We start from the raw sequence: 16,272 nt of genomic DNA, 5'->3' as shown, positions 1-16,272 counted from the left end.
AATTTCCACAAGTAAGTTCAGATATGACTTTATACCTTAGAAGACAGGTATATGGTGCCGAATTCGTAATTAGTGGGCCTTATTACACACCCATTTAGCTAATCTAGTACTGGATTCTGAGAGGTGCGTGAGCGGATCGACAGGTGGTATATATTATCCCGGTGAGGTGAATCCGGTGGATCGCCGAGAGTAACACATGTACTACCGTTAGTCTGTCTGCCGTTTGACTCCTAAACGCATCGTGGTTCCGGGTTCTGAACGTGTAAGACGCGGCCTGGCGACAAAATCGGGAGTTAGTATATAAAATTCCCATGCTGTGAATGCGTGGGCCGGATGCTATCCAGATGAAAACGCGCGGCCGATTTTTCACAGCGGACAAAAATTTATCTTGCCAGCCGTCCCAGCAGGAAGTGAATGAGCCTCGACGAAGAGTCGTTAGAGTATCATCGCCGTCCCCCAGCCGGGAAGATCGAGATCGCCACGACGAAACCGACCAACACACAGCGGGACCTCTCGCTCGCGTACTCCCCGGGTGTCGCAAGTCCCTGCGAAGCCATCGCCGAGAACCCGGTCGACGCGTACGAGTACACCGCGAAGGGGAATCTGGTCGCCGTCGTCTCGGACGGCAGTGCCACACTCGGGCTCGGTGACATCGGACCCACAGCCTCCAAGCCGGTGATGGAGGGGAAAGGCGTCCTGTTCAAGCGGTTCGCGGATATCGACGTCTTCGACGTGGAACTCGACGTGGACTCCGCCGACGCCATGGTAGAGACGATTCGAGCGCTCGAACCGACCTTCGGCGGGATCAACCTGGAAGACATCGCGTCACCGGCCTGTTTCGAGATCGAACGCCGCCTCGGGGACGCCATGGATATCCCGGTCTTTCACGACGATCAACACGGCACCGCCATCATCTCCGGCGCAGCACTGCTCAACGCCGCCGAGCTGGCCGAGAAACGACTCGAAGACCTGCGTGTCGTGTTCACCGGTGGCGGAGCCAGTGCCATCGCGAGCGCGCACTTCTACACCTCGCTGGGCGTCGATCCCGGGAACATCACCATGTGCGATTCGGACGGGATCGTCACCCAGGCACGCGTCGAGAACGGTGACGTGAATCAATACAAGGCTAGCTTTGCTCGGGACGTTCCGGAGGGGGACCTCGCGACGGCGATGGACGGCGCCGATATGTTCGTCGGCCTGTCGGTCGGTGGGATCGTCGACGCGGAGATGGTCCGGTCGATGGCGGACGACCCCATCGTCTTCGCGATGGCCAACCCGGACCCCGAGATCGACTACGAGACGGCGAAACAGGCACGTGACGACACTGTCATCATGGCGACCGGCCGCTCGGACTACCCCAATCAGGTCAACAACGTGCTGGGCTTTCCGTATCTCTTTCGCGGCGCGCTGGACGTTCGTGCGACCGAGATCAACGAGGCGATGAAGGTCGCCGCCGCACGGGCGCTGGCCGAACTGGCCCGCAAGGACGTCCCCGACGAGGTTCGGAGGGCCTACGGCGATCAGCCACTCTCGTTCGGGCCCGACTACATCATCCCGAAGCCGCTGGACACCCGCGTTCTCTTCGAGGTTACCCCCGCCGTCGCCGAAGCAGCCATCCGAAGCGGCGCGGCACGAACTACGATCGACGTCTCGTCGTACGGGGCCGAACTCGAAGCACGTCTGGGGAAGCACCGCGAGATGATGCAGACCGTCTTCAGTAAAGCGCGGACCGATCCCAGACGGCTCGTGCTCGCCGAAGGAGAAGACCCGAAACTGATCCGAGCGGCCCATCAGCTCTCCGAACAGGGCATCGCCGAGCCGATACTCGTGGGCTCCAGGACGACGATCGACGAGCGGCTCGACTCGCTGGATTTCGCGTTCGATCCCCAGGTCGTCGATCCCGGAGCGACCGACGTGGAGGCCTACGCGGAGCGCCTCTACAGTCTGCGCCAGCGCAAGGGGATGACACGCCGGGAAGCCCAGGACCGCGTCCACGACGGGAACTACCTGGCGAGCGTGATGGTCGAACAGGGCGACGCCGACGCGATGCTGACAGGCGTCACCCACGATTATCCGACGGCACTTCGGCCGCCCCTGCAGGTCATCGGGACCGCGCCGGACACCGACTACGCCGCCGGTGTCTACATGTTGACGTTCGAGAACCGCGTGCTCTTCTGTGCGGACACGACGGTAAACCAGGACCCGGACGCGGAGGTCCTCGGGGAGGTGACCCGCCACACCGCTGCGCTAGCGCGTCGGTTCAACGTCGACCCGCGGGCGGCCGTACTCTCGTACTCGGACTTCGGGAGCGTCGATAACAGCGGGACGCGAAAGCCCCGTGAAGCGGCAACGATGCTCCGGGCCGACGAACGAGTCGATTTCCCGGTCGACGGCGAGATGCAGGCCGACACCGCCGTCGTCGAGGACCTGTTGACCGGTACCTACGGGTTCAGCACCCTCGACGAACCCGCGAACGTCCTGATCTTCCCGAACCTGGAGGCGGGGAACATCTGCTACAAACTGCTCAGCAGACTGGGCGGCGCCGAGGCCATCGGGCCGATGCTCGTCGGCATGGACCGACCCGTCCACGTCATCCAGCAAGGTGACGCGGTGACGGACATCGTCAATCTCGCTGGTGTTGCTGTCGTCGACGCACAGCACCACGAACGATGACGGGGTGTGATTGAGTAAGCTATATACGGGTGGTTCGGTAACGTACGCCGTAGATGTCGACAGTACGAGTCGCAGGCGTAGGACTCACGCCGTTCGGCGCATATCCCGACCGAACGACCCGTGATCTATTCGCCGAAGCAGGCGTATCGGCGACGACAGACGCCGACGTCCCGCCGGGGGACGTCGACGCGGTCTACTTCGGGAACTTCGTCGGAGAGATCGCCGAGGACCAGGGCCACCAGGGCCCGATTGTGGCCGAGAGCCTGGGTATTCAGGCCCCCGCGACGCGCTTCGAGAGCGCCTGCGCTTCGAGTGGTGTTGCCGTTCGCCACGCGGTGCGAGCGATCGACAGTGGACGAGCGGACGTCGTGATCGTCGGTGGCGCAGAGCGGATGACACACGTCGGGACCGCCGATGCAACAGCGATGTTGGCGACGGCAGCGGACGCACTCCACGAGAGCAACGCTGGAATGACGTTCCCGGGGGCGTACGCCATCATGGCCGACGCGTACTTCCAGCGACACGGTGGCTCCCGGCGCGACCTCGCCCACGTCGCAGTCAAGAACCACGCACACGCATTGGAGAACGAATACGCACAGTTCCAGTCCCGGGTGACCGTCGACGAGGTACTCGAAGCACCGACGGTGGCCTCGCCGCTGGGTCTCCTCGACGCCTGCCCGGTAACCGACGGAGCCAGCGCACTCGTCCTGGTCAGCGAACAGTACGCCGACGAGCACACGGTCGACGCGCCGGTCGCAGTGACCGGCACCGGGCAGGGGACCGACCGTGCGGCCCTGCAGGACCGCGAGACGCTGTGCCGGACGCCAGCGACGGAACGGGCAGCGGCCGAGGCCTACGAGATGGCTGGCATCGGTGTCGATGCCGTGGATCTGGTCGAGGTCCACGACTGTTTCACCTGTGCCGAAGTGTTCGCACTGGAGGGGCTGGGGCTGTTCGACCCCGGCGAGGCCATCACGGCCGCCCATGAGGGCGTGACCTGGCGCGACGGCGCGCTCCCCGTGAACTGCTCGGGCGGCCTCAAAGCCAAGGGCCACCCGGTCGGTGCGACGGGTGCCAGTCAGATCGTCGAGTTGACCCGCCTGCTCCGTGGTGACCATCCCAACAGCGACTATGTCGACGACGCGTCGACCGGTGTTGCACACAGCGCCGGTGGGACAGTGGCGAGCACGACTGTCCACGTCCTGGAGGCGGTCCGATGAGTCGTGGTATCGAGGAAGACGGGGGGTACGAAGCGTTCTGTGCGGCCATCGACTCCGGTGAGCCGTTCTACCTCGTCTGTCCAGCGGGCCACGGTTCGGTGCCGCCGCGACGGGTCTGTCCCGACTGTGGCGCCCAGTCGCTCTCCGAGGAACCGTTACCGGATGTCGGTCGTATCCAGGCCCACACCGTCGTTCACGTCGCGCCACCAGCGTTCGTCGACCGGACGCCATACGTCACTGCCATCGCCGACTTCGGACCGGTCACTCTCACAGGCCTGATCGCAGACGCGGACCCAGACGATGTCGAACACGGGATGGAGGTAACGGTAACTGGCGAAGACTCGGACGAAGAGCAGGGGACGACGCTCGTCTTCGAGCCAGTGTAGGCACCGGCATTCGCCGGGGCCGAGAGACTCCGCTACAGCCAGCGGACCGCTATCAGTTCCCTAGAGCTGTGGCCATGCGGCGATGGCACGCCGTGGCCCGCTCACTTTGGTGATCCAGCGCGCTGCGATGGCCTTCTTCAGTAATTCCGCCGGGCGGCCACCGAACGTCGAGACCGGGACGTGCTGGACGTTCGTGGCCACCGCACGCTCGCCGATGGAGACCACGGTCCCGAGGTCCTCGTGCGTCCACTCACGGAGCGGTTGCCCGCGGCTGGCCCGTGCGACGTTCTCACCGGCGACGGCGGCGGCCTGCCAGGCTGCCTGTGCGGTCGGTGGCGCGGGCTGGTCGCCCGGTTGGTCGACGAGCGCGCAGTCCCCGAGCGCGAACACCCTGTCGTCGGTCGTCTGGAAGGTCCGTTCCGTCGCGAGGCGGTCGTTGCGGTCGTCCGTCTCGACGTCGACCGATCCCACAGCGTCCGGTCCCGTGATCCCGCCAGTCCAGACGAGCACGTCGTACGGAACTGTCTGGTCTTCTCCGAGCGTGACCGTGGATTCGCCGACCTCGCCGATGAACTCGCCGGTAGTGGTAGTCACGTCGGCGGCTTCGAGTCGCTTCCGTAGCGCACCCTGGAGCTCCGGGTCGCTGTTCGGGAGAACCGAGTCGAGCCCTTCGACGAGGTGGACGTCGAGCGGCGCGTCCCGTTCGTCACGGAAGCCAGCGATTTCACCCGCCGCCTGGACACCCGAGAGGCCGGCACCACCGACGACGACTCTGGCTGGCTCTGTGGCCGTTGCCTCGCTAGCGGCCGCTTCGAGCGCCTCGTGAATGCCCACGGCGTCGGCGACGGAGTTCAGCGTATGGGCGTGTTCGGCCAGCCCATCGATGCCGAAGAAGGCCGTCTGCGAACCGAGCGCGACCAGCAGGTAGTCGTACTCAACCCGGTCGCCGTCGGCGAGTTCGACCGCCCGTGCGTCGGTGTCGACGTCGACGACGCGTCCCTCTCGGAAGCGGGTGTCGGACGATGCGATCTCCTCGACCGGGATAGTGATGCGCTCGCGGACGCTCGGATCACGGATACAGCGGTGGACCTCGTGCAGTACCAGGTGGTACGGGTGCTCGGAGATCCACGTGAGCGTCGTCTCCGCGTCGAGTTCGGTCTCCAGTTTCCGGATGGCGCCGGCCCCGGCGTAGCCAGAGCCGATAGTTACCACTTGCGGACCCATAGCGACACAGATTCGGTGGGTAATATAGAAACTATCGAAGACCGGGCGTCGTGGATACACTCTTGTGGGTCCGCATTCTCCATCGAGTGTATGCAACGCGAAGTGTTCGATACGAGTCCAACGGTTGCGGGTTCGGCGTTCGTCTCGGAGATGGCCTACCTCGTCGGTGACGTCCAGGTGGGCGAGCGGGCCAGCCTCTGGCCGTTCGTCTGTCTCCGGGGCGACCGGGAGGCAGTCGAGGTGGGCGCAGAGACGAACGTCCAGGAGTTCTCGATGCTCCACGGCGCGACCATCGGCGACGGCGTCACCGTCGGGCACAACGTCGTCATCGACTACGCAACGGTCGAGGATGCAGCACTGATCGGGATGTCGAGTACGCTCCAGCAGGGTGCTCTGGTCGAGTCCGGCAGCATCGTCGCCCCAGGGTGTGTCGTGACGGAAGACCAGACCATTCCAGCGGGCCACGTCGCCTACGGCGTCCCGGCGTCGACGACGCCCATCGACGAGTCACAGCAGGCCGAGATCGAACGGGTCCACGAACTCTACGTCGAGCACGCGGCCACCTACAGGGAGGCCGGACTCGACTAGCCGGCGACGGGCGAGAGGAGAAGAATTAAGCGTCTCTCCGTCGATACGCAGTCTGTAGGCCATGGCTAGTGAGACACTCGCAGACATCGACCAGATCGTCCACGAACCGACACAGGCGGACGTCGAGGCGACCAACGTCTGGGCGTTCATGCAACAGTACGACATCGACGACTACGACGAACTCATCGAACGGACGACCACCGAGATCGACGGGGTTCCCGACTCCGGCGTCGAGTGGTTCTGGGACGAACTCGTCGACTACCTCGACATCGAGTTCTACGACGAGTACGACGCCGTCCGGGAGCGACAGTCCCGCGAGGTCGGGGGAACGACCTACGACGGCCCGCAGTTCACCGACTGGTACGTCGACGGGAGCATCAACGTCGCGCACAACGTCCTCGACAGACACGCCGTCGAGAGCGAGCAGCGCAACACGGTCGCCTGCCTCTGGGAAGGAGAAGATGGTTCGACGCGTAACGTCACCTACCACGACCTCCATCGGCAGGCCAATCAGGTCGCCAACGCACTCGACGAGCGAGGCATCGAACAGGGCGACACGGTCGGGCTCTACATGCCGATGGTTCCGGAGGTCATCTCGATCCTCTATGGCTGTTTCAAGATCGGTGCCATCGCCGTGCCGATCTTCTCCGGGTTCGGCGTCGACGCGACGGCGACCCGCATCGAGGACTCCGGAAGCAGCGTCGTCTTCACGGCCGACGGTTTCTACCGGCGCGGCAGCGAGATCACCCTCAAGGACACGCTCGACGAGGCTGTCGAGGACGTCGAGACCGAGGTGACCTCGGTCGTCGTCTACGAGCGCACCGGCTCGGAGATACCGTGGAGCGACGGGCGCGACGAGACGTGGGACGATGCGGTCTCGACCCACTCTGCTGAGTTCGAGACGGCACGGCTGGACTCCAGTGACCCGTCCATGCTGCTGTACTCGTCGGGCACTACCGGCAAGCCGAAGGGGATCGTCCACACCCACGCCGGGGTCCAGCTGCAGTGTGCGAAGGAACTGCACTTCGGGTTCGATCTCAAGCCGGGCGATCGGTTCTTCTGGGTCAGCGACATCGGCTGGATGATGGGGCCCTGGACGCTCATCGGGACCCAGACCTTCGGCGGCACCGTCTTCATGTACGAGGGGGCCCCTGACTACCCCGACCCCGACCGGTTCTGGGAGATGATCGACCGCCACGGCCTCACCCAGTTCGGGATCTCGCCGACGGCCATCCGGGCGCTGCGCAAGCAGGGCGACCACTGGGTCGAGGACCACGACCTCTCCTCACTACGGATGCTGGGATCGACTGGTGAGCCCTGGGATCCCGAGAGCTGGCAGTGGTTCTACGAACAGGTCGGTGGTGGCGAGACACCAATCATCAACATCTCCGGCGGCACGGAGATCTGTGGCTGTTTCCTGATGCCGATGCCGACCCAGCCGCTGAAACCCTGCTCGCTCGGTGGCCCAGGGCTGGGCATGGATATCGACATCGTGGACGGTGACGGCGAGTCGATCGCCGACACGAACGAGCGGGGGTATCTGGTCGCGCGCGACTCCTGTCCCTCGATGACTCGCTCGCTCTGGAGCGGCGACGAGCGGTACGTCGAGGAGTACTGGTCGACCTGGGACGACGTCTGGGACCACGGCGACTGGGCGCAGAAGGACGCCGACGGCTTCTGGTTCCTCCACGGTCGTGCCGACGACGCACTGAACATCGCCGGCCGGAAGGTCGGGCCGGCGGAGGTCGAGGGAGCAGCCATGGACCACGAGGCAGTGAACCAGGTCGCCGCCGTGGGCGTGCCGGACGACACGACGGGGACGGCAGTCGTCACCTACGTCGTTCTCGAACCCGGCTATGAAGAGTCAGACGGGCTGCGAACGGAGATTCGCGAACTGATCGGCGAGGAACAGGGCAAGCCGTTCCGGCCGCGAGAGGTGCTGTTCGTCGACGAGTTCCCGAAGACCCAGTCGGGGAAGGTCATCCGACGAGCGGTACAGGCCACCTACACGGGCGAGGACCTCGGAGACATGAGCAGCATCGAGAACCCCGAGGCACTGGCGGAACTGGCGGACGCTCGCTGACCACGTCGCCGACCAGTCGGCCCTCAGGAACGAACCGAAACGGGAGCCGACTATGACGGTCTCAGGACTTGGCCAGCGGGACCGCGACGACGGGACAGGAGGCCGACAACAGTACGTCCTGGGCGGTCGAGCCGAAGACGAGCTTCCCGGTCGGTGTCCGCTTTCGGAACCCCAGGACGATGCCGTCGACGTCGAACTCGTCTGCGTGGTCGAGAATCTCCGTCGAGGCGTCCCCCGACTCGACTGCGGTGGTTATGGTCTCGGCGGTCGGTTCCAGTCGCTCCGTGGCCAGGTCGAACAGGGACTCTGCGTTGTCCACGGCCTTCGCGTACCACCCATCCGGCCGGTCACGACCGCCCCGGGAGGGACTGGTACGACGCTCGGTGTACTGGACGACGTGGAGGAGTCTGACGTCGACTCCATCGTAGGCCGACGCGACGTAATCGGCGACGGCCTCGGTCTGCTCTTCGTTCGCGACCGCCACCAGGAGTGTCTGGGACATCTGCGCTACTGGCTCCGTTCGGCGTAGGGGACGATGCCGGCCTCCTCGACGCGCTGTTCGAAGCGCTCACGGCGCGACTGTCGTTCCTCCTGAGACATCCGTTCGGCCGTCCAGATCTTCCCGCTCGTCTCCTGGTGGACTGCGACGTCGGTGACCGACTCCAGGGACCCCACGCGTTCGCAGATCTCGTCGTCGATGTCGAGGAAGTACGTACACCGCTGTGAGGTCAACAGGAGGCGGATCGTGACCTCGCCCGAGCTGTCGTCGACGTCGATGGCTTCGACCAGCCCCAGGTCGACGATGTTGACTGGATGCTCGCTCATACAGCTACAGGGATCGAGCACCTTCTCCAGTTCGGCTTTCACCGCGGCCGTGAGCGAGCTGTCGAACTCGGTGGCGGGCGTCACGTGGTCGGCGTGGTCGGCGCTCATACGAACTTGACACGCTCCTTGGATTCGACGTCGGCAGCCTCCTCGTAGGTCGACCACGGCGGCGCGGGATACTCGCCGTTCTCCTTCAGTTCCTGGATCTTCTGGTCCCACTTGTCGCCCTCGATGTCTTTCCTGACCTGGTCGGGATCTTTGCCCATCAGGCGGAGCTTGTTCTCCCCGAGGATCTTCCGTTTGTCTTCGGTGGTGACTTCTGGGTAGTCCTCACCGGCACGGAGGTCCTCGGGCATCTCGAAGTCCCAGATCGCGTCGATGGGCGGCTGGGGGTGGAGCGCAGTCGCGCCACTGGAGAAGACGATCCGGTCGGGTCCGGCCCAGTACAGCATCTCGCCCAGGCTCCGTGCGAACTTCTTCGGTCGACTGCAGGCCATGTGGGCCGTGTTCTCGATGTTCGCGTAGACGTTGTCGTGGCTGGCCATCGCGAACACTGTCTCCTCGAGGAACGAGAAGCCGGCGTGGATGACCTCGAAGTCGAGTTCCGGGAAGGCCATCGCCGCCTCCTCGACGTCGTGCATCCGGAAGTACTTGACCGGCGCCGTCGCGAACGGAATGAACTTGTGGATACCCACGGTCCCCACGTCGAGGTCAGCGGCTTTCTCCAGGACCGGCCGGACGGTGTCCTCGTTCAGACGTAGCGAGAGGTCCCGCCCGTTCTGATACCGGGCCGGGTAGAGTTTGATCCCGTCGACATCCTTCTCCTTGGCGTAGTACTCCACCTGCTCGACGGCGTCGTCTTCCAGCGGGTTGATGTCGACGATCATCCCGACGCGGTTCGGGTTCCGCTCACGGAGTTCGAACCCCTTCTCGCGGGAGACGTAGCCGTCCTTGAAGTAGTCGTCCAGCGGCAGGGAGTGATACACCGTGTAGTCGATCTGGCTCTCCAGGAACAGGAGCCGTTCCAGTTCCTCCGGCTGGTGGTTCCGATAGAAGATCTCCTCCGGAAACACGTACTCCTCGGGCATCAGTTGGGCGCCCAGTTCGTATGTCTCGTCGTCCCACCGCTGGGAGTGAGGGTGGAGGTGGTTGTCCTCTGCGTGGTTGAAGCAGTGTGACACTGCATCGACCACTAAACTATCATCTTCTAACATACAGTATGGTGGTTCTGACTTATCGCTATTAAACGTTCGGAATCCCCCGTCACAGTGTCACACAGTCAGTGGCTCGGATGACTCTCTTCACCCTCTCCCGCACGACGGGTGACGCAGCTTCTCCCAGGGGGGCAGAAACGGAGTGAAACCCTCTCCGCACTCACTCGGAGATGTTCAGACAGACGTTCTTGACCTGTGTGTAGTTCTCGATGGCCTGCGTGCCGTTCTCCCGCCCGACACCGCTCTCCTTGTAGCCACCGAAGGGCGTCTCGTTGCCGCCGGCGAACCACTCGTTGACGTAGATCTGGCCGGCGTCGACGTCGCGAGCGTAGCGATGGGCTCGCGCCATGTCCGTCGTGATCACGCCCGCGACCAGGCCGTACTCGACGTCGTTCGACCGCTGGATCGCCTCGGCCTCGTCGGCGAAGGTGCTGACGGTCAGGACGGGGCCGAAGACCTCCTCCTGCAGGATACGCGCGTCCTGTGGCACGTCGGCGAAGACGGTCGGCTCGACGAAGTAGCCGTCGCGGTCGAGGACGCGCCCACCGACCAGCGGCTCGCCGACCTCCTCACGGCCGACGTCGAAGTAATCGGCGACCTTCGAAAGGTGCGAGGACGAGACCAGCGGGCCGACGTCGTGGTCGTCGATCCCGGGCCCGATAGAGAGGTCCTCGACGGCGTCGACGAGTTTGTCGACGTAGCTGTCGCGAACTCCTTCCTGGACGATGACCCGGGACGACGCCGAGCAGACCTGACCCGTGTTGGTCGCGAAGATGCCCTTGATCGTCTCGGCGACTGCGACGTCGAGATCAGCGTCGTCGTAGACGACGAGCGGGCTCTTGCCGCCCAGTTCCAGATGCGGTTCGGTGAGATTCGCGATGGCGGCTTTGCCGACCTCCCGACCCGTTACACTCGATCCGGTGAAGGTGATGCTGCCGATGTCTGGGTGGCCCGAGAGGGCAGCACCGGCGGAGACTCCTTCCCCGGGGACGACGTTGACCGCCGCCTCGGGGACACCGTTGTCGTGGAGGAGCTGTGCGAGTTCGAGCGCGCCGATCGGTGTCTCCTCTGCGGGTTTGATCACCGCTGCGTTGCCGGCGGCCAGGGCCGGCGCCACGCTGCGTGCGAACAGATAGATGGGAACGTTCCACGGAACGATGTGGCCGGTCACACCCAGGGGTTCGCGGACGGTGTAATCGACGTGGTCGTCGTCGAGGGGGATGCTCTTGCCCTCTACCTTGTCGGCGAGGCCGCCGTAGTACTCGAAGTGGCGGGCACACCGCTCGACCTGTCCCACAGCCTCCGAGAGGGGCTTGCCGTTTTCGAGGGTCTCGATACGAGCGAACCGGTCTTTGTCGTCCCGGATCGCTCGGGCGACGTCGTTCAGAATCTCACACCGCTTTGCGGGGGTGTAACTGCGCCACGTCTCGAAACCCTCTCGTGCTACCTCGACGGCCTCGTCGATGTCGGCTGCTGTGCCGGCAGCGACAGACGTCAACCGCTCCCCCGTCGCGGGGTCGTAGACGTCGATGGTCTCGCCGGACGACCCGTTCCGCTCGGTCCCGTCGATCAGTACCCCGTACTCGTCAGGGATAGATGGCTGGTCGGTCTGCATACACGACTAGCAGACGCGGAGTCGCATAATAGTTGCTGTCACTCGCTCCTTCGAGGAGAGTCTCTGCTGACTGGTCGCTCCGGGCTGGTCAGTCCCGGCACTGCCGTCATATGTCAGCATTAATCATAAACACTTATTCGATCCAGAGTGGAACCATTGGCTGTTATGTCAGAGCGATTCGCAGGACAGTCAGTACTCGTCACCGGTGCCGCCTCGGGGAACGGGCGTGCCATCGCACTGCAGTTCGCCGGGGAAGGTGCCGACGTCACAGTCAGCGACATCCAGGAGGAACCCAGGATGGGTGGCAAGCCGACCCACCACCTGATCGAGGAGATGGGCCAGGGCGTCCAGTTCGTCGAGTGTGACGTCAGCGAGCCAGATGACCTCCACGACGCGGTCGCCGCACACGTCGACGCGTTCGGTTCGCTGGACGTGATGGTGAACAACGCCGGCATCGATCGACAGATGCCGATTCTCGAGGCCGGCCCGGAGGACTACGACCTGCTGATGGATATCAACCTCCGTGGAGTCTACTTCGGTTGCCAGGCCGCCATCGAGGTCATGGCGGAGCAACCGGACGGCGGCGCCATCGTCAATATGTCCTCGATCGCTGGCATCGGCGCGGTCGACAACTCCTCGCTCTACTGTACCTCGAAAGGCGGTGTCACGAACCTCACGAGACAACTCGCACTCGAACACGGCGAGAACAACATCCGTGTCAACGCGATCAATCCGGGCGTCATCGAGACGGCGATGACGCTGGAGGACGGCGACACGATCGATGGCCTGCTCGAGGAGACGCCCCTGGGCCGGGCTGGACAACCCGAGGAAGTCGCCGACGGGGTCCTGTTCCTCGCGAGTGAAGACGCCTCGTTCGTCACCGGTCACAATCTGGTGATGGACGGCGGGTTCACCGTCTGAGTGGCGCTGTCGTCGACACCGTTTTTCGTCGCGACACCGGTTTCGATCAGAAGTCGAGCGGATCGTGCTGGAACTGCCTCGCGTACGTCTCTTCGACTGCGTCGAGCGCCTGGTCGTCACGGAACACGTCCGGTAGTGCGTAGTCCGACGGTTTCTCCGAGCGAGCCCACCCGAGCAGGTCGGTCAGGTCGGACTGTCGGATCGGTTGCATCCGTATCTGTGGGTCCCAGTCGTCGCCGGCCTCGGCGACCGACATCTTCCGCCAGTCGAACGGCATCGTCGTATCGAATATCTCCTGTTTGTACACCGCTGCATCGACGACCGGAATCCGGTCGACGACAGTACGCCATCTGGCGGGGTCTTTGACGCACAGCGGGGCGTTGAACGTCATCATCCGTTCTGCGGGGTCGAGCGTGTGTCCGTTGCGGTAATCGTGGACCTTCGCCAGCGACCACGCTGCCTGCCACGGTGCCATCCCCGAGACCGTGGCCGTGAGCTCGTCGGTGAGCACTCTCGCCAGCCCCTGTTCGCTCGCGTCGATGGTGGCTATCGGCACGTCGATACCGTTGTCTTTCAGCACCGAGAGTCCACCCTCGGCCATCGACAGGTTCTGTGCGAAGAAGCCGTCGATCTGACCGCCGTGTCGGCGGACGACGTCCTCCATCACCTCGGTAGCGGCGTGTTCGACGAAGTTCCCCGGTTCTCGTCGGCCGACCAGTTCGATGCCGGGGTACTCTCGGAGAGCGAGTTCCACGCCCCGGTTCCGGCCGGTGTTGACCGCCGTCCCTGGGTTCCCTTCGATGTGGACGAACCGGCCGTCGCCCCCCATCGCTTCGAACAGGACCGTTGCGGCGGTATAGGCGTGGTTCACGAAGTGCGGGGCGATATACTGGACGTACTCGTCACCGGCGTCGAGCGGCGTGTACCAGTCGGCGATGGTGACCCCGAGTACCGTCGGGATACCCGCCTCGACACACCGCTCGGTGAACTCGACCGACGACTCGTTCGTGTACGTCTGCCCGACGATGGCGTCGACGTCGGTCTCGATAGCCTCTTCGAACTGCTGGCGTTGTTTGTCTACGTCCCCGTCGTTGGCAGCGATGTTGGTCCTGTACCCGAGCGCGTCAGCCGCGTTTCGGTACCCCTTCGCCCACGAGAGCCAGTAGGAGTTGTCGAGGTCGGCGACCGTCGCCATCGAGGTAGCGTCCGTGCGGACGGTATCACTGCCCGAGGAGTCGGTCCGTCGCTTCTGGGCGTCAGCTATCGCACGCTCCATCGCCCGGTCCGAGATGGAAGCATCCATTTCGCGACCCTCCATGACTGAGTCGAGCATCTCGACGTAGTGGGTCAGTCGAAGGGAACTATCGGTGATCTCCGCTGCAGCGTCGGCCTGGTTCCTGACGGAGTCGGCCATCTCCTCACCCTGTTCGTTGACCGCTTTGCTCAGGTCTGCGACCTCGTCGACGCTCGAGAAGATTCGCTGGGCGGCATCCGCTTGCTGCTCTGCGGCGTCGTTGATCTCCTGAATACCGTGATTGGTGTCCTCGATGTGGGCGGTGATGTCGGTGAGCGCATTGAGTGCCGTCTCGATCGTCTCGACACCACTAGCGATGTGCGTCTGCATCTGTGTCATGTCGCCCATTGTCTCGTCGGTGTGGGCCTGTATCTCGTCGACGACCGCGCTTATCTGGTCTGCTGCGGAGATCGTCTCGTTCGAGAGTTCCTGGACGTTGTTGGCGACGACGGCGAACCCCGACCCCGCGTCACCCGCTCGTGCTGCCTCGATCTTCGCGTTCAGGGCGAGCATGTTCGTCTGATCGGCGATCTCCGAGATCAGGTCGACGATCTCTCCGATCTCCATGACCTTCTGTTCGAGTTCGGACATCTTCTCGGCGGTCGCGTCTGTGGTCTCGAGGATCTGATCGACCTCCTCGAGTGCGTCTTTCGCTGCAGCTTCGCCCTCCTCGCCACGGCGAAGCGTCGTTGCCGCTGTGTCGGCCACAGCGGCCGAGGAGGCCGAGACCTCCTGGATGCTGGCCGACAGCGATTCCATCTCGACGGCGACCGTCTCGAGGCGCTGTTTCTGTTCGGCGGTGTTTACCGCGATGTCCTCTGTCCGCCTGCTCGCAGTGTCACTCGCATCGCGGACTTCCCTCGCGCCGGCAGCGACCTCCGCAGTTGCCTCCGTGAGGACGGCAGCCAGGCCGTCCACGTGCCCCGCCTGCTGCTCGACCTCGTCCATCATGTCGTTGAACGACGCTGCGATAGCTCGGATACGCTCGTCGTCGCTCTCGACCTCGAATCGCCTCGTGAGATCACCGTTCGCACAGGCTTCCATCACGTCTCTGAGTTCGTCGAGTGCTTCGACAGGGATAGAAGCACGCTCTTCACTGGGTGCGCCGGTCGGACTGTTTGCTCTGGATACGTGATTATCGCCGGCCATGGTAGAGTCTCATTACGCATACACTTAAAACTCAACTATTAATTATCGTGGTTTGAAATAACAGTGATATACCTGCAACTGAACGCCGAACGGCGGCCAAAACCCCGAAATACGGGCGAGGCGAATCCGGGTTACTTCACGACGTCGATCTTGTCGCGGTCGATGGACAGCGCCACCGCCGCGACCACCACGAGACCGAGGATGATCTCCTGAACGAACGAGTCGATCCCCAGCAGGTTCATGCCGTTGTTCAGCACGGCGATGACGAGCACACCGAGGATGGTCCGGTGTGGACCGCCCACGCCGCCGGTCAGCGCGGTCCCGCCCATGACGATGGCGGCGATGCTGGGCAGCAACAGCCCGCTCCCGATGTTGGGAGAGGCCGAGGAGATCCGCAGCGTGAGCAACACGCCGGCGATCCCACAGAGCAGCCCCGAGAGGACGAACGGGTAGATCTTGTACCGGTCGACCTTCGCGCCGGCCAGTTCCACGACGCGCTCGTTCTCTCCGAGCGCGAAGCAGTACCGCCCGAACTTCGTCCGGAACGCGAGGACGATCGTCCCCACGTAGATGAGCAGTCCCCAGAGCACGAGGTTGGGGATGCCGAGCACGTCACCGGTCGAGATGGTACGGATGGCGGGGTTCCGGAAGGTGATCGTCGACCCACCGGTGATTATCTTCCCGACCCCGGCCATCACCGAGAGCGTCCCGAGGGTGACCAGGAACGAGGGCACCTTGAGTTTCGTGAAGATGATGCCGTTGAACAGGCCCGCGAGCATGCCGACGCCGATGGCGAGCGGAATCGCGAGCAGCCCCAGTCCGAACTGTGAGATCAGGACGACGGTCACGACACCGGTCAGCAGCACGACCGACTCGACCGAGAGGTCGATGCTCTGCTGGAGGATCGGGAAGGTTCCCGCCAGTGCAACGAGCAGGAGCGTGACGGCGTTTTTCGCGACGTTGTCCAGCAGATTCCCCTCGGTAAAGAACCGCTCCGTCGTGAACGTAAAGATAAGAATCAGTCCGAACAACATGACGAACGGACCGAGATCCTGTATCCAGTCGTGAAGGGTGCGTTGC

Annotated in this window: 13 protein-coding genes; 6 read left to right on the top strand and 7 right to left on the bottom strand. The window is 63.8% G+C overall.

The window, feature by feature from the left end:
* The first annotated feature begins 414 nt into the window (after nt 1-414).
* Genes Hhyl2_RS18810 through Hhyl2_RS18800 form a run of 3 tightly spaced genes read left to right on the top strand, consistent with a single transcriptional unit; the run spans nt 415 to nt 4,279 of the window.
* Nucleotides 415-2,673: an NADP-dependent malic enzyme gene (locus Hhyl2_RS18810; RefSeq protein WP_483552333.1), complete on the top strand. Its 2,259-nt coding sequence runs from the start codon at nt 415-417 to the stop codon at nt 2,671-2,673.
* Nucleotides 2,674-2,726: 53 nt separating this feature from the next.
* Nucleotides 2,727-3,893 (top strand): thiolase C-terminal domain-containing protein, encoded by a 1,167-nt coding sequence (locus Hhyl2_RS18805; RefSeq protein ID WP_483552332.1) that lies wholly within the window; start codon nt 2,727-2,729, stop codon nt 3,891-3,893.
* Nucleotides 3,890-4,279 carry a Zn-ribbon domain-containing OB-fold protein gene (locus tag Hhyl2_RS18800; protein ID WP_483552331.1) on the top strand — a complete coding sequence of 130 codons (390 nt, stop codon included), beginning with the start codon at nt 3,890-3,892 and terminating at the stop codon, nt 4,277-4,279. Before Hhyl2_RS18805 ends, Hhyl2_RS18800 begins: the two co-directional genes overlap by 4 nt.
* Nucleotides 4,280-4,339: 60 nt before the next feature.
* On the opposite strand, the gene Hhyl2_RS18795 is transcribed toward Hhyl2_RS18800, so the two are convergent.
* Complete coding sequence (locus tag Hhyl2_RS18795) at nt 4,340-5,503, bottom strand: NAD(P)/FAD-dependent oxidoreductase (protein WP_483552330.1); 1,164 nt, start codon at nt 5,501-5,503, stop codon at nt 4,340-4,342.
* Between the two features lie 90 nt (nt 5,504-5,593).
* Here Hhyl2_RS18795 and Hhyl2_RS18790 point away from each other — a divergent pair, with 90 nt between their 5' ends.
* Nucleotides 5,594-6,091, top strand: coding sequence for a gamma carbonic anhydrase family protein (locus Hhyl2_RS18790; RefSeq protein ID WP_483552329.1), 498 nt, complete (start codon nt 5,594-5,596; stop codon nt 6,089-6,091).
* 61 nt (nt 6,092-6,152) lie between these two features.
* Nucleotides 6,153-8,174: an AMP-binding protein gene (locus Hhyl2_RS18785; RefSeq protein ID WP_483552328.1), complete on the top strand. Its 2,022-nt coding sequence runs from the start codon at nt 6,153-6,155 to the stop codon at nt 8,172-8,174.
* A 61-nt stretch (nt 8,175-8,235) separates the two neighbouring features.
* On the opposite strand, the gene Hhyl2_RS18780 is transcribed toward Hhyl2_RS18785, so the two are convergent.
* The 4 genes from Hhyl2_RS18780 to Hhyl2_RS18765 all read right to left on the bottom strand — a co-directional run bounded on the left by Hhyl2_RS18780 (nt 8,236) and on the right by Hhyl2_RS18765 (nt 11,828).
* Nucleotides 8,236-8,676 carry a universal stress protein gene (locus Hhyl2_RS18780; protein WP_483552327.1) on the bottom strand — a complete coding sequence of 147 codons (441 nt, stop codon included), beginning with the start codon at nt 8,674-8,676 and terminating at the stop codon, nt 8,236-8,238.
* A gap of 5 nt (nt 8,677-8,681) precedes the next feature.
* Complete coding sequence (locus tag Hhyl2_RS18775) at nt 8,682-9,107, bottom strand: metal-sulfur cluster assembly factor (RefSeq protein ID WP_483552326.1); 426 nt, start codon at nt 9,105-9,107, stop codon at nt 8,682-8,684.
* Complete coding sequence (locus Hhyl2_RS18770; protein WP_483552325.1) at nt 9,104-10,213, bottom strand: amidohydrolase family protein; 1,110 nt, start codon at nt 10,211-10,213, stop codon at nt 9,104-9,106. Before Hhyl2_RS18770 ends, Hhyl2_RS18775 begins: the two co-directional genes overlap by 4 nt.
* Nucleotides 10,214-10,373: 160 nt before the next feature.
* Entirely contained in the window at nt 10,374-11,828 is a 1,455-nt protein-coding gene (locus tag Hhyl2_RS18765; RefSeq protein WP_483552324.1) for an aldehyde dehydrogenase family protein, read from the bottom strand.
* A gap of 165 nt (nt 11,829-11,993) precedes the next feature.
* Between Hhyl2_RS18765 and Hhyl2_RS18760 the strand changes: the two genes are divergently transcribed.
* A complete protein-coding gene (locus tag Hhyl2_RS18760) occupies nt 11,994-12,749 on the top strand; it encodes an SDR family NAD(P)-dependent oxidoreductase (protein WP_483552323.1) in 756 nt (251 codons plus the stop codon).
* 46 nt (nt 12,750-12,795) lie between these two features.
* Here the strand turns inward: Hhyl2_RS18760 and Hhyl2_RS18755 are convergent, their stop codons facing one another.
* Entirely contained in the window at nt 12,796-15,192 is a 2,397-nt protein-coding gene (locus Hhyl2_RS18755) for a methyl-accepting chemotaxis protein (RefSeq protein ID WP_483552322.1), read from the bottom strand.
* A 131-nt stretch (nt 15,193-15,323) separates the two neighbouring features.
* Entirely contained in the window at nt 15,324-16,226 is a 903-nt protein-coding gene (locus tag Hhyl2_RS18750) for an ABC transporter permease (RefSeq protein WP_483552430.1), read from the bottom strand.
* Nucleotides 16,227-16,272: the final 46 nt, after the last annotated feature.

Source organism: Haloarcula sp. H-hyl2, from assembly GCF_056934385.1.
Note: the sequence above shows the minus strand (reverse complement) of the source record. Positions and strands in the feature narration are given on the sequence as shown.